We start from the raw sequence: 12,495 nt of genomic DNA, 5'->3' as shown, positions 1-12,495 counted from the left end.
CTTCCGTCGGAGACCCAACGAGTACGCCGACGCTCCTGCGAGCCGATCCGGTCACCGCGCGGAACGGCTCAGAGTTCCCAGCCGCCGTCGCTCCACGTGGAGAGCCGCCTGGCCGCCTGCGGCTCGTACCGTTCCATCCAGCCGCGCTCGAGCCGGGCGACGGCACGGTCGAACGCCGGCACGAGGTCGAGGTCCGAGCGCAGGAGCGCCTGCAGCTGCAGCCCTTCGTAGAGGGCGATGAGCTGCTCCGCGCCGCGGCGGGGGTCCATCGTGTGCGGAGCCCGTCCGACCGCGACGTCGTGCTCCAGGCCGCGCTTGATCTGCGCGAAGAACAGCTGGTACCGGGACCGCAGGTACGTCGCCATCGGGTGCTGCGGGTTCCCCGCGACGGAGAGCAGCGCCACCATGAGCCGCATGAGCGCCGGGTCCTCGGCGTTGGAGGCGACGATCGAGCGGAGGAGCTGGACGGTCGAGCCGTTCCCGACCTCACGGGTCACGTCGTCCATCCGGTTCCCGTTCCACCGGTCGACGGCGGCGAGCACGAGGCCGTCCCACGACGGGAAGTGCTGGCGGAGTTCCTCGACGGAGATGCCGATGCGCTCGGCCACCTGGCCGGCGTGGGCTTCGTGGAACGGGACGTCCCGGAGCAGGTCGACGGTCGCACCGACGATCGTGATGCGCAGGTGCAGGGTGGCGGCCGCGGCGGCTGCCGCGTGCGTGTCCGCGCTGGTGTGTTCGAGCATCGTGCCCTCCGTCGGTCCCGGACGTCCTGTCCGCGTCGCCCCGCTCGGGGGCATGTCCATCCAAACGGAGATCGGGGGACAGCAGCATCCCCGGTCCGGGTGTCGGCATGTCGGGGGACAAGCAGCGTTCGCAGCGCGTTCGCGGCGATCCGTGTGACGATGCCGGGATGACCCCGAACGACTCCACCGCACAGGGACTGGCGACCATGGCCTCGGCCGGTTTCGAGTTCGGCGGCGACCCGGACCAGGTCGCGCACGACGTCCGGACGATGTGGGAGCAACTCGGCCGACCGGTCGGTGCGTTCGACGCCGCTGCGCGGGCCATCGCCGTGCTGCCCCAGCGACCCGAGGTCCCGATCGCCGACCAGGCCCGACGTCGCGAGTTCGAACGGGCGGTCGGCATCAACCCCGTCGAGGTCGAGCTGGCAGCGGCACTCTCCGCCCGCGAGCTGCTCGAGGGGCTCGCGCGGAGCTGCAGCGCTCCCTGCTGACCGCCGACCCGCCCGACCCGCCCGCCCGTGTCCGATCCGGACCCGCTACGGCGTCGGCATGCCCCCGTCGACGTGCAGGGTCTCGCCGATGACGAACGACGACTCGCCGCTGGCCAGGAACACGTACGCCGGTGCGAGCTCGGCCGGTTGGCCCCAGCGACCGAGGTAGGTCTCCTCACCCGCGGACGGCAGCGCCTCGGGCGGCTGTCCACCGGCGGGCTGCAGGGGCGTCCAGATCGGTCCCGGTGCGACGGCGTTCACCCGGATGCCCTTCGGGGCGAGCTGCGCCGCGAGGCCCTTCGCCAGGTTGTTCACGGTGGCCTTCGTGGCCGCGTAGTGCACCAGGTGCGGTGACGGCGCGTAGGCCTGGATCGAGGTGGTGTTGATGATCGCGGACCCCGGCGGCAGGTGCGGCACGGCGGCCTTCGTGATCCGGAACGTCGCGTAGGCGTTCGTCTTGAAGGTCTCGTCGAACTCCTCGTCGGAGATGTCCTCGATCGCGGAGACGTTCTGCTGCTTGCCTGCGTTGTTCACGAGGATGTCGAGTCCGCCGAGCTGCTCGACGGCGTCCGCGACGAGCTGCTCGCAGAACGCGAGCGACGTGATGTCCCCGGGGAGCGTGACGGCCTTGCGGCCGGCGGCCTCGATGAGGCCGACGATGCGGTCGGCGTCCTCCTGCTCCTCGGGCAGGTACGAGATCGCGACGTCGGCGCCCTCGCGTGCGTAGGCGATGGCGACGGCCGCACCGATGCCCGAGTCCCCGCCGGTGATGAGCGCCTTGCGGCCCTGGAGTCGCCCGGAGCCCCGGTAGGTGTCCTCGCCGTGGTCGGCGGGGACGTTCTCCGCCATCTCGGCGTCGGTGCCGGATCCGCCGAGGTACTGCTCGTCGGGCTTCTTGTCGGCGTACATCTTCGTCGGGTCCTGCATCACGTACTGGTCAGGTCCGGTCTGGTCGTTCTGCTGGTCCGTCATGTCGCCGACGGTACGCAGGCGCGCACTCCGGTCCGCCCAGGAGTGCGTCCCCCGCCGCGCACAGCGGCCTGCGTCGACTCCGGGCAGGCACCGGGCCTGGAGGCGCGACCCACCCGACCGCGGAGGTCACGAACCGGGACCGGGCGGCTCCACCGCCGGCGTGACACGTCACCGACGAATGTCACGGTCCGGTGACGACCAGGCTCCGATTCGGTAACACCCGTCGTCCAACCAGGGTCGACGTCGTACCGTCGTCTGGTGACCTCCCGGACCGTGCTGGCGTTGAGCGCCGCCGTACTGGCCTTCTCGGCCGGTGCGTTCGCCGTCGGCGGCACCCCTGGTTCCACGCCCGCGAGCGCCGCTGCGGCCGAGATCTCGTCCGATGCGGCGGTCCACGACCAGCCCGCCCGGGTCAGCACCGCGAAGCTCAAGCGCGTCGACGCGATCGAGCTCGACGCCGAGTCGCTGGTGTTCCGCCGCGGCTCCAAGACCGTGGTCGAGGCCTCGATGCGCGACTCCGTCACGACGGTGTCGCTGCTCAACCGCCTGCTCGGCACGCCGTCGCGCACGCAGACGGCCGAGGGGGACGGCGGAGCCTGCTTCCCGTCCGGCACCACCTACACCTGGGGCGGTGCGGTCCGGGTGGCCGCACTGTCGACGCCCGCGAAGGCCGGAAACGCCGTCGAGATCCGTGTCCTCCGCGACACCGTGCGGACGCGCGCCGGGGCCGACGTCGAGCTGAGCGGGCCGGACGGCGTGCAGGTCGGCGACGACATCCACGACGCCATCGTCGACGCCCCGAAGTCGGAGCGGGTCTCGTACGGCTCGGACGACGCGCGGGCCTGGCAACTCCTGCTCGAAGCGGGCTGGTCGACCGACGACAACGCGGCAGACGACGAGACGACGGACTCGGCGGGCGGCACCAGCGGCGTCTCGGCCCTGACCGACGACACGACGGTCACGGTGCTCGGCTCCCCGATGCCGGTGCACGCCCAGCGCAGCTGCTGACCGCCCCCGCTCGCCGACGCCCGACCGTCAGACCGCCCGACCGTCAGACGCGCAGCGTCGCGACCACCGGGAAGTGGTCGCTCGCGAACCACGACTCCGGCCCGTCGTGGTCGATCACGACGCGGTCCACGCCGGTGATCCCCCGCGTGAACACCCAGTCGATGCGCTCGCCCGAGTCGACCGGCGGCTGCCAGTCGTTGAACGTCGCGGTGTGGTCGTCGGGATCGCCCGCGAGCACCCAGGCGTCGTCGTAGCCGGCGTCCGCGAACACCTGCGAGGCCGCCCCCGCCCCGGCCGGCTCGTTGCAGTCCCCCGCGACGATCACCGGCCCCTCGGTGCCGCGCAGCCGTTCGGCGATGAGGGCGGCGCTCTTCGCCCGGACCTCGTCACCGTGCGACCCCAACTCGTGATCGAAGTGGGTGGTCAGCAGCGTGAAGTCCGCGCCGTCGACGTCGAGGAAGCGGGCGTGGTTCGCCACCCGGGGGAACACGCTGTCCCAGGTGTTCGACACCGGCTCGTCCGGGGTGTCCGACAGCCAGAACGTGCCCTCGTCGGCCGGCCGCAACCGGCTCCGGCGGAAGAACACGGCGGCGTGCTCGCCCGCGGTGCCGCCCTCGCGCCCCTGACCGACGTCGCCGTGGTCCGGCAGGCCGGCGCGGAGGTCGTCCATCTGGTGGGCGAACGCCTCCTGCACGCAGAGCAGGTCGGGGTCGTGCCGACGGATGACGTCGAGGAGCACCGGGAGCCGGGCCGGCCAGTCGTGCGCGGGGTCCGGGTTCTTGATGTTGTACGTCATGAGGGTGATCGACCGCGCTGCGTTGCTCACCCCTCGACCGTACAAGGCCCCGGCACCGGGCGTCAGTTGATGCAGACGCCTTCCTTGCCGTAGGCCTTCACGTCGGTGGACGACGGCTTCGGCTCGGAGGACGCCGACTTCGACGGCTTCGCGGCGGCGGACCCGGAGCCGGACGCCGAGCTGTCCGCGGGCGTGGACGCCGCACCGCCGGCCACGGGGACCGGGGTGACCGTCTTGCCGTCGGAGCCGAGCACGAGCGTGACACCGGTGACCGCGGTGGTCCGCACGGCGACGGCACCGGGCACGACGGCGGCGACCGCCTTGGCCTGTGCCTCCATGCCCGCCGGGTACTGCACCTGGGTGGCCTTCGTCGTGTCGGACGAGCCGGGGGTGCCGACCTGGAAGCCACGGGCGGTGAGCACCTGGCCCGCGGCGCCGGCCGCACCGGTGACCCCGCTGCCGTTCAGCACGGTGACGGTCGTGGCGGCGGGCTGCGCGGCCGTCGCCTTGGTGTACTCCTCGGGCTCGCCGACGAGGTTCTGCACGAACGCGGGGAGCCCCACGGTGTCGACCTCGACGATGGACAGCGCGGAACCGTTCACGGTGATGGTCGGGGTGCCGAGCGTCGGGATCGTCGCGGACTGGATGTTGCCCGGCCGCAGGTTCCGCATCTGGCTCGCGAGGTTGACGAGGTTGGTGTCGGTCTGGATCGACCCACCGACGGCCCCGAGGATGTTGCCCATCTTCACCGGGTTGAGCAGGGTCCCAGCGGAGAGCACCTTGCGGGCCTCCTGCGAGAGGAAGTACTGCTGGCGGACGTTGCGGTCGAGGTCGCCGTTCGGCAGGCCGTGGCGCTGACGGACGAACGAGAGCGCCTGCTTGGCGTCGAGGGTGGACTTGCCCGCGGGCAGGTCGACCCCGGAGTACCGGTCCTTCGTGGCCTGGTTGAGGCAGACCTCGACCGGGCCGAGCTCCTTGACGACCTGGTAGAAGCCGAGGAGCGAGACCCGCACGTAGTGGTCGATCGACAGCCCGCTGAGGTTCTGGATCGTCTGGATGAGCAGCTTCGCCCCGCCGGTGTCGCCCCCGCCGTTGAGGGTGCCGAAGTAGAAGGCGCTGTTGAGCTTGCCCTTGCCGACGCCGGGGATGTCCACGTAGGAGTCGCGCGGGAACGAGATCATCGTCGCCTGCGAGCCGTCCTCGTTGATGTGCAGCACGATCATCGTGTCGGTGTTCGTCGCGCCGCCGTCGGACTGCGTGCTCAGTTCCGCCATCTGCTCCGGCGTCGCGTTGTCCGGCCGGTGGTCGTCGCCGACGAGCAGGATGTTCTGCGCCTTGCCGTCGACGTCGTCCTTCTTCTCGGTGGTGCCGCCGATCGCGTCGATCTTGGTGACGTTGTTCGACAGCCGTCCGTACGCGTACGCCGCGTACCCGCCGCTGAGCAGCAGGGCCATCGTGAGCACGCCGGCGACGGCGGGGAAGACCACCCCGGCCCGTCGCTTCTGGCGGCCGTGGCGCGGCGGCACGAAGCCGCGGCTACCGCGGCGCGTCGTCTGCTCGGGTTCGTTGCTCACCCCGAAACCATAACCGGAGCGCGCGAGGTGGACATGGCACCGCCCTGGAAGGTCGCCGCGATTCCGCCGACACGCGCGATGGTCTCGACGTCACCACGGGACGGCCTGGAGGCGCGGTGCCAGCCGGCACCGCGCCTCCAGGCCGTCGTCCGGTGGCGTCTCAGGACGTCAGCCGCGCGACGGGAGCAGGTGGATCGCCTCCATGGCGAGTTCTGCCGCGATCGGGTCCTTCGTCTGGACGGCGGCCTTGAGCTTGGTGAGCTCGGGCAGGATCACCTCGGCGGGGACGAGCTCGGCGAGCTCCGGCACGCGCAGCTTGAACGCGAGGCCGTCGGTGGTCGACTTGCAGAGCTGCTCGAGCGACGCGTTGCCGCAGTGGCCCGCCCAGATCGCGTAGATGTCGGCGCCGTTCTGCGCGACCTCGCCCTGGTGCTGCTTCTCGACCTGCGCGGTCACGTCGTCGAGCATCTTGACGACCTTCTTGCGCTGCGCATCGGTGAAGCGCGGGGTGGCGAGGCGTGCGACCCCGCCGTAGATGACGCCCAGCGTGCGGTACGCGTCGAGCAGTTCGTCCTTCGTGGGCGCCGCGACCCGGGTGTACCGGTTCGGGGCCATCTCGATCAGACCGGCGCGGGCGAGCTCGGCGAGTGCCTCGCGGATCGGTGTCCGTGAGACGCCGAGCCAGGCGATGAGGTCGTCGTCGTTCAGACGCTCACCCGGTTCGAGGGTCCCGTCCATGATCGCGTCGCGGATCTTGTCCTGGACGGTGTCTCGGAGGAGCTTCCGCTCGGCTGCGGGCTGCGTCGAAGGAACTGGCATACGCCCAGCGTGTCACATGTGATGGGTCGGACGCGACAGGCGCGACGGCCACCAGACGCGCCGGCCGAGGTCGTACGTCAGGGCCGGCACGAGCAGGGACCGGACGACGATGGTGTCGAGCAGGACGCCGAACGCGACGACGAACGCGATCTGCACGAGGAACAGGATCGGGATCACGCCGAGCGCTGCGAACGTCGCCGCGAGGACGACGCCCGCCGAGGTGATGACCCCGCCGGTGACACCGAGTCCGCGGAGGACGCCCTCGCGTGGACCGTGCCGCAGTGCCTCTTCGCGGACCCGTGTCATGAGGAAGATGTTGTAGTCCACCCCGAGCGCCACGAGGAACACGAACGAGTACAGCGGCACGGAGGGGTCGGCTCCGGGGAAGTGGAACACGTGGTCGAACACCAGCGCCCCCACGCCGAGCGCCGCGGCGAACGAGACGATCACGCTGCCGATGAGGACGAGCGGCGCAACGATGCTCCGGAGCAGCAGCATCAGGATGAGCAGGATGACGACGAGCACCACGGGGATGATGACCGACCGGTCCCGGATGCCGGTGTCGTTCGTGTCCACGGCCGTCGCGGTCACCCCGCCCACGATCGCATCCGGGTCGACCCGTTCGACGGCGGTTCGGATGTCGCGCACGGTCTGCTCGGCCGCGTCGGAGTCGGCGGGATCGGACAGGGTGGCCTCGAGCAGGACGTCACCCCGCGAGACCGTCGGCTCCCAGGTCGCGGCCCCTGCGCTCGCACCGGTCCCGGTCCCGCCCACCGGGGTGGTGCCGGACGGCGAGTCCTTCGACGCCGCGACGACGCCGTCCACCCCGTCGACCGCCGTGATCGCCCGCACGAGTTCGTCGATGCGCCCCTCGGCGCCGATGACCTGCGCCGGGCTGCCGGAACCGCCGGCGAAGTGGTCGGCGAGCACGTCCTGACCGTCGCGTGCCTGCGAGCTCCCGATGACGAGGTCGCTCTGCGGGACCCCGTCGGCCTTGAGCCCGACGAGACCGGTCCCCATCGCGAGGAGCGCCACCGTGCAGACGATCCAGACGGTGCGCGAGCGCCGGGCGACGAGGCGACCGACCCCCGCCCAGACGCCACGGGCCCCGGGGCCGGTCACGACGGGGTGGTCGCTGCCGTACGCGGGGCGGAGCGGCCAGAACGCGGCGCGACGGAACGCGAGCAGCAGCGCCGGCAGCAGGGTGAGGGCGGCGAGCAGGCTGAAGGCGATGCCGATCGCCGCGACGGGTCCGAGCGCCTTGTTCGAGTTGAGGTCGGACAGCAGCAGGCAGAGCACCCCGACGATGACCGTCCCGCCCGAGGCGAGGATCGGCTCGAGGCTCCCCCGGAGCGCGGCCTTCGTGGCGTCCCAGCCGGTGCGGTGGTCGCGGAGGGCCTCACGGAAACGTGACGTGTAGAGGAGTGCGTAATCGGTCGCGGCCCCGATGACGAGGATCGACAGGATGCCCTGCACCTGGCCGTTCACGGTGACGATCTCGGCCTTCGCGAGCCACCACACCACGAGGATCGACGCGCACAGGGCGAACGTCGCGGTGCCGAGCACGAGGATCGGCAGGAGCGGTGATCGGTACACGATGATGAGGATCACGAACACCGCGGCGAGCGCCACCCCGAGCAGCAGCCCGTCGATGCCGGCGAACGCCTCGGTGAGGTCGGCGGTGAACCCGGCCGGTCCGGTGACGTACCCCTGCAGTCCGGACGGCAGCGCGTCGTCGACGTCTGCCCGGATCGCCTCGACGGCGTCCCCGGTCTCCGCCGTCTGGGTGAGCGTCGCGACGATCTCGACCGCGTCGCCGTCCTCGCTCGGGATCACCGGGCTGACGCCCTGCACGTCGTCACGGTCGCCGAGCTGCGTGGCGAGCGTGTCCGCCGCGGCGCTGTCCGCCGCGGTCAGTCCGGTGTCGCGGGAGAGCACGATGATCGCGGGTGCACCCGAGGCCTGCCGGAACTCGGACGAGCGCTCCTGCACCTTCGTCGCGTCGGCCGATGCGGGCAGGAACGAGGTCTGGTCGTTCGTCGAGACCTCGGAGATCTTCCCGAAGTACGGGCCGCCGACGGAGGCGATCGCGAGCCAGGCGACGATGACGAGCGCGGGGAGGACGATGCGGAGGAAGCGGGACACGACCGTGAGCGTACTCCAGTAGTCAGCATGCTGACTACCCGACGAACGGGTGGAACTGCGCCCGTAGACTCAGCCCCATGGACGACGCCCCCGACGGCTGGCCCCTCGGCCGCCTCCTCTCGGCAGCGGCGCGGGCCGTCGAACGGGACTGGGACGAGCGACTCCGGGCGATCGGGCTGCCCCACGCCGCACTCATCGCCATCGACATCCTCATCCGCACCGGCCCCACGGGCGCCGACACCCTCGCCCGGGCGGCGCGCGTGCAACCGCAGACCATGTCGCGCACCCTCGAGCGGATGGAACGCGACGGCCTGGTCGAGCGGTCCCCGCACCCCGAGGACCGACGACGACGGATCGTCACGGTGACCGAGCACGGTCGTCAGGCGTGGGAGACCGCCCGGCACATCGAGCGCGACGTGCTGCCCGACGACGCAGCCCTCCGGGATGCGCTCACCACGCTGCTCGAACGGAGCGGGTCATCGCGTAGCCGATCCACTGGCGTGTGATATTCCGCATGCGGTAGGCTGACCTGGTCGGTACCAGGACCGACCCGACCCGCAGGAGCCCCGATGTCTGAGCGCCGAGCCGCCCGCCGAGCCGCCGAAACAGCCGAGGGGACCGCAGCCGTCCCCGCCCCCGGAGGACCGTCCCGGAAGCGGAAGCGCCCCTTCCTCGTCGCGGTCGTCGCGACGCTCGGCTCGCTCGTCGGCATCGCCGCCGTGATCGCCGTGGTCGCCAGCGTCTTCGTCGGCGGCCTCGCCCGCAGCTACGACGCCGGCAAGGACGTCATCGCGGACCCGTTCCCGAGCGGCTCCCGGCCCGCCGCCTCGAAGGGTGCCGAGAACATCCTGCTCATCGGCTCGGACTCGCGCGGGACCCGCGGTGCGGACGGGGAGCGCGCCCCTGACGGTCGCTCCGACGCCCTGATGCTCGCGCACGTCCCCGCGGACCGGAAGGGCGTGTACCTCATGTCGATCATGCGCGACTCGTGGGTGGACGTCCCCGGACACGGCAACGCGAAGATCAACGCCGCGTACTCCTGGGGCGGCGTGCCGTTGACAGTGCAGACCGTCGAGCAGCTCCTCGACGTCCGCATCGACCACGTCGCCGAGATCGACTTCGAGGGGTTCAAGGGAATGACCGACGCGCTCGGCGGGGTCACGGTGAACTCGCCGACGGCCTTCTCCGCGCAGGGGCACGAGTACACGGCGGGCGCGAACCGCCTCGACGGCGACTCGGCCCTGGCGTTCGTCCGCGAGCGACACGCCTTCGCCGACGCCGACCACACGCGCGTGCGGAACCAGCAGGCGTTCATGCGCGGGGTGCTCGACGGTGTGCTGTCACGGGGGACCATCACGAACCCCGGTCGCATCCAGGACTTCGTCACCGCCACGAGCGAGCACCTCGCCGTCGACGCCGGCCTGGACTTCCCGACCCTGATCGGTCTCGGTTGGTCCCTCCGCGACGCACGCACGGACGACCTGCACACGTTCACGATGCCGACTGCCGGCGGTGGGACGTCCCCGGACGGGCAGTCCTACGTCTCCGTGAACACGCTCGCCGTGCAGTCGCTCTCCCAGGCGCTGCGCTCCGACGACGTGCCGGCCTGGCTCGCCGACAACCCGCAGTAGCGACGACCCGCAGGAGCGCGGCCACGCAGCACGACGCCCCCGCGACCGATCGGTCGTGGGGGCGTCGTCCTGTGAGATCGGCGGAGCGATCAGGCCGGGAGCTGCAGCTTCTGGCCGGCGTACACGAGGTTCGCGTCGTCGATCGTCGACGTGTTCGCGGCCCAGAGGTGGTTCCAGCCGCCGTCGATCCGGAGCTTCGTCGCGATGCTGTCGAGCGTCTCGCCCGACACGATCGTGTACGTCTTGCCGCTCGTCTTGACCGGGGCCGGCTTGGCGGGGGCCGCCGGAGCAGCCGGAGCAGCCGAGGCCGCCGGGGCGGCGGGGGTCGCCTGCTGCGGGGTGGTGGCCGGTGCGGCCTGCTGCGGTGCAGCGGCCGGCGGCGCCGCCTGCTGCGTCGCGGGCGCCGGTGCCGGCGCTGCGGCCTGCGGTGCGGCACCCGCGGTGCCGCTCAGGCCGAGCTTCGCGGAGCACGCGGGCCAGGCGCCCCAGCCCTGCGAGGCGAGGACGCGCTCGGCGACGGCGATCTGGGCGGAACGGCTCGCGGAGGCCGGGTTGCCCGCGCCGCCGTTCGCCTGCCAGGTGCCGAGGTTGAACTGCAGACCGCCGTAGTAGCCGTTGCCGGTGTTGATCGCCCAGTTGCCGCCGGACTCGCACTGTGCGAGGGCGTCCCAGGTCGAGCCGGCTGCCGCGTTCGCGGGTGCTGCCGCGAGGCCGACGCCGGTCGCGGCGATGCCGGCGAACGCCAGGCCACCGACGATGGTTCGGGTACGAGAAAGCTTCTTCATGTTGATTGCTCCACCGGGACCACGGACCGGGCGTCGTGTCACCGACGGTCGGTCGCCACTGCCCGTCCCGACCGATCGCGGTCGAGTCGTGGGGTGCGCCTCCGGGGGCAGTGGTCTCGTGCCGGCGGCGCCTCGGTCGGCCACCATAGGAAACTCTTGACTGTTATCAAACCGAGACAAACGGTTCTACCCATCAGTGCTATGTCCCCCGACGCTGATCCTGTACGCGCCGATCCCCATGCGCGAGGCGATCACGGCGTACCCGGGTACGTCACCTTGGCAATTCCCTGGCAATGACGGACTGGAGGCACGTGGCGGCGGTGATCCGCGCCTCCCGTCCGCCTCTCGGTCACCCCCGCGACAGGAGCGTGACGGCTTCCAGGTGGCCCGTCTGCGGGAACATGTCGAGCACCCGCGCGCGCCGGAGGCGCAGCGACGGCATGCGTGCGAGGTCCTTCGCCAGCGTCACCGGGTTGCAGCTGGAGTAGACGACGTGCTGGACCTCGGACTCCTCGAGCCAGGTCGACAGCGTCTCGCCGATGCCGCGTCGGGGTGGGTTGACCACGACGAGCTCCGGGACCGCGTCGGGTCGTGCACGGAGCGCGTGCTCGGTGGCGTCGTCAGCGGCGAACCGGAGACCCTCGAGGCCGGCCTCGCGCGCCGACTGCTTCGCGGAGCGGATCGCCTCGCGACTGGTCTCGATGCCCGTCACCGCACGGTCCGGGCGCGCGGCGTGCAGGGCGAACCCGCCGACGCCGCAGTACAGGTCCCACATCGACGCCGGAGCCACCTCGTCGATCCACGCCGACGCCTGCGCGTACAGCTCGCCGGCGACGCGGGTGTTCGTCTGGAAGAAGCTCTGCGGGCGGAGGTGCATCGTGACGTCGCCGAGCCGCATCGACAGGGTCTCCTGCGCGGTGAGCGGGATCTCGCGGTCGCCCTCGGTCACGGCCTTGTGCTCGGACAGCAGGTTCGCGGTGATGACGACCGCGTTCGGCAGGACCCGGCGCAGCGCGTCGAGGTGTTGCCGGAGCCGCGGCAGCTGTCCCTCCGAGCGCAGGACGAAGCGCACCATGAGCTCCCCGTCGGGCGACTCGGTGACGAGCACGTACTTCAGCTCACCCCGGCGGGACGTGACGTCGTACGGGATGAGCCCCGCGTCCGCGATGAAGTCCGCCAGGATCGGCAGCGCGTGCTGGATGCCCGGCGTGCAGATCCCGCAGTGACGCAGGTCGACGCCCCGCTGTCGGTGGTCGAGGATCCCCACCGTCGGTTGCTGCACGGTCCCGCCGACGACCATCTTCGCCTTGTTGCGGTACGCCGACTCCGGGCTGGTGATCGCGGGGAGCCACTCGACGGCGGTACCCGTCACGTCGAGGGCCGCATCGCTCGCGGCGCGGAGCAGTTCGCGCGTGCGGAGTTCCTTGTCGAGGACCTGATCGGCGTACGGCTGCCCCATGAGCGTGCACGAGCGGCACACCCCGCGGTCGAAGTAGTCGCACTGCATGGCCGAGTCAGGATACGGCAGCGG

12 protein-coding genes are annotated in these 12,495 nt (G+C 71.5%); 4 read left to right on the top strand and 8 right to left on the bottom strand.

Features of this window, described 5'->3' with window-relative positions:
* Positions 1-68: 68 nt before the first annotated feature.
* Positions 69-743: a TetR/AcrR family transcriptional regulator gene (locus DEJ28_RS01510; RefSeq protein WP_111114216.1), complete on the bottom strand. Its 675-nt coding sequence runs from the start codon at positions 741-743 to the stop codon at positions 69-71.
* Between the two features lie 167 nt (positions 744-910).
* Here DEJ28_RS01510 and DEJ28_RS01505 point away from each other — a divergent pair, with 167 nt between their 5' ends.
* The gene (locus DEJ28_RS01505; protein ID WP_111114215.1) at positions 911-1,234 is read left to right on the top strand and encodes a hypothetical protein; all 324 of its coding nucleotides are present in this window, start codon (positions 911-913) and stop codon (positions 1,232-1,234) included.
* 45 nt (positions 1,235-1,279) lie between these two features.
* On the opposite strand, the gene DEJ28_RS01500 is transcribed toward DEJ28_RS01505, so the two are convergent.
* The gene (locus DEJ28_RS01500; protein ID WP_111114214.1) at positions 1,280-2,206 is read right to left on the bottom strand and encodes an SDR family oxidoreductase; all 927 of its coding nucleotides are present in this window, start codon (positions 2,204-2,206) and stop codon (positions 1,280-1,282) included.
* A 258-nt stretch (positions 2,207-2,464) separates the two neighbouring features.
* On the opposite strand from DEJ28_RS01500, the gene DEJ28_RS01495 reads away from it, so the two are divergent.
* Positions 2,465-3,214, top strand: coding sequence for a hypothetical protein (locus DEJ28_RS01495; protein WP_111114213.1), 750 nt, complete (start codon positions 2,465-2,467; stop codon positions 3,212-3,214).
* A gap of 43 nt (positions 3,215-3,257) precedes the next feature.
* On the opposite strand, the gene DEJ28_RS01490 is transcribed toward DEJ28_RS01495, so the two are convergent.
* From DEJ28_RS01490 to DEJ28_RS01475, 4 genes are all read right to left on the bottom strand, one after another.
* The gene (locus DEJ28_RS01490; RefSeq protein ID WP_111114212.1) at positions 3,258-4,040 is read right to left on the bottom strand and encodes an endonuclease/exonuclease/phosphatase family protein; all 783 of its coding nucleotides are present in this window, start codon (positions 4,038-4,040) and stop codon (positions 3,258-3,260) included.
* A 32-nt stretch (positions 4,041-4,072) separates the two neighbouring features.
* Positions 4,073-5,584 (bottom strand): LCP family protein, encoded by a 1,512-nt coding sequence (locus DEJ28_RS01485; RefSeq protein WP_111114211.1) that lies wholly within the window; start codon positions 5,582-5,584, stop codon positions 4,073-4,075.
* A 168-nt stretch (positions 5,585-5,752) separates the two neighbouring features.
* Positions 5,753-6,403 (bottom strand): GntR family transcriptional regulator, encoded by a 651-nt coding sequence (locus DEJ28_RS01480; RefSeq protein ID WP_111114210.1) that lies wholly within the window; start codon positions 6,401-6,403, stop codon positions 5,753-5,755.
* Positions 6,404-6,415: 12 nt separating this feature from the next.
* Positions 6,416-8,548 carry an MMPL family transporter gene (locus tag DEJ28_RS01475; protein WP_111114209.1) on the bottom strand — a complete coding sequence of 711 codons (2,133 nt, stop codon included), beginning with the start codon at positions 8,546-8,548 and terminating at the stop codon, positions 6,416-6,418.
* A 77-nt stretch (positions 8,549-8,625) separates the two neighbouring features.
* On the opposite strand from DEJ28_RS01475, the gene DEJ28_RS01470 reads away from it, so the two are divergent.
* Together DEJ28_RS01470 and DEJ28_RS01465 are read left to right on the top strand one after the other, a co-directional pair.
* Complete coding sequence (locus DEJ28_RS01470) at positions 8,626-9,054, top strand: MarR family winged helix-turn-helix transcriptional regulator (RefSeq protein WP_111114208.1); 429 nt, start codon at positions 8,626-8,628, stop codon at positions 9,052-9,054.
* 63 nt (positions 9,055-9,117) lie between these two features.
* The gene (locus tag DEJ28_RS01465) at positions 9,118-10,179 is read left to right on the top strand and encodes an LCP family protein (protein ID WP_111114207.1); all 1,062 of its coding nucleotides are present in this window, start codon (positions 9,118-9,120) and stop codon (positions 10,177-10,179) included.
* A gap of 89 nt (positions 10,180-10,268) precedes the next feature.
* Here the strand turns inward: DEJ28_RS01465 and DEJ28_RS01460 are convergent, their stop codons facing one another.
* Both DEJ28_RS01460 and rlmC read right to left on the bottom strand, forming a co-directional pair.
* Positions 10,269-10,964 (bottom strand): LysM peptidoglycan-binding domain-containing protein, encoded by a 696-nt coding sequence (locus DEJ28_RS01460; protein ID WP_111114206.1) that lies wholly within the window; start codon positions 10,962-10,964, stop codon positions 10,269-10,271.
* Between the two features lie 349 nt (positions 10,965-11,313).
* Complete coding sequence (gene rlmC / locus DEJ28_RS01455) at positions 11,314-12,471, bottom strand: 23S rRNA (uracil(747)-C(5))-methyltransferase RlmC (RefSeq protein ID WP_111114205.1); 1,158 nt, start codon at positions 12,469-12,471, stop codon at positions 11,314-11,316.
* Positions 12,472-12,495: the final 24 nt, after the last annotated feature.

The sequence above is a fragment of the Curtobacterium sp. MCPF17_002 genome, from assembly GCF_003234115.2.
Taxonomy (GTDB): Bacteria; Actinomycetota; Actinomycetes; order Actinomycetales; family Microbacteriaceae; genus Curtobacterium.
This window is presented reverse-complemented; position numbering and strand designations above follow the sequence as displayed.

What these genes read in the sequence shown, in the direction of transcription:
- DEJ28_RS01510 (WP_111114216.1), bottom strand. Translation starts at nt 743, where the DNA reads ATGCTCGAACACACCAGCGCGGACACGCACGCGGCAGCCGCCGCGGCC.
- DEJ28_RS01505 (WP_111114215.1), top strand. Translation starts at nt 911, where the DNA reads ATGACCCCGAACGACTCCACCGCACAGGGACTGGCGACCATGGCCTCG.
- DEJ28_RS01500 (WP_111114214.1), bottom strand. Translation starts at nt 2,206, where the DNA reads ATGACGGACCAGCAGAACGACCAGACCGGACCTGACCAGTACGTGATG.
- DEJ28_RS01480 (WP_111114210.1), bottom strand. Translation starts at nt 6,403, where the DNA reads ATGCCAGTTCCTTCGACGCAGCCCGCAGCCGAGCGGAAGCTCCTCCGA.
- DEJ28_RS01470 (WP_111114208.1), top strand. Translation starts at nt 8,626, where the DNA reads ATGGACGACGCCCCCGACGGCTGGCCCCTCGGCCGCCTCCTCTCGGCA.
- DEJ28_RS01465 (WP_111114207.1), top strand. Translation starts at nt 9,118, where the DNA reads ATGTCTGAGCGCCGAGCCGCCCGCCGAGCCGCCGAAACAGCCGAGGGG.
- DEJ28_RS01460 (WP_111114206.1), bottom strand. Translation starts at nt 10,964, where the DNA reads ATGAAGAAGCTTTCTCGTACCCGAACCATCGTCGGTGGCCTGGCGTTC.
- rlmC (WP_111114205.1), bottom strand. Translation starts at nt 12,471, where the DNA reads ATGCAGTGCGACTACTTCGACCGCGGGGTGTGCCGCTCGTGCACGCTC.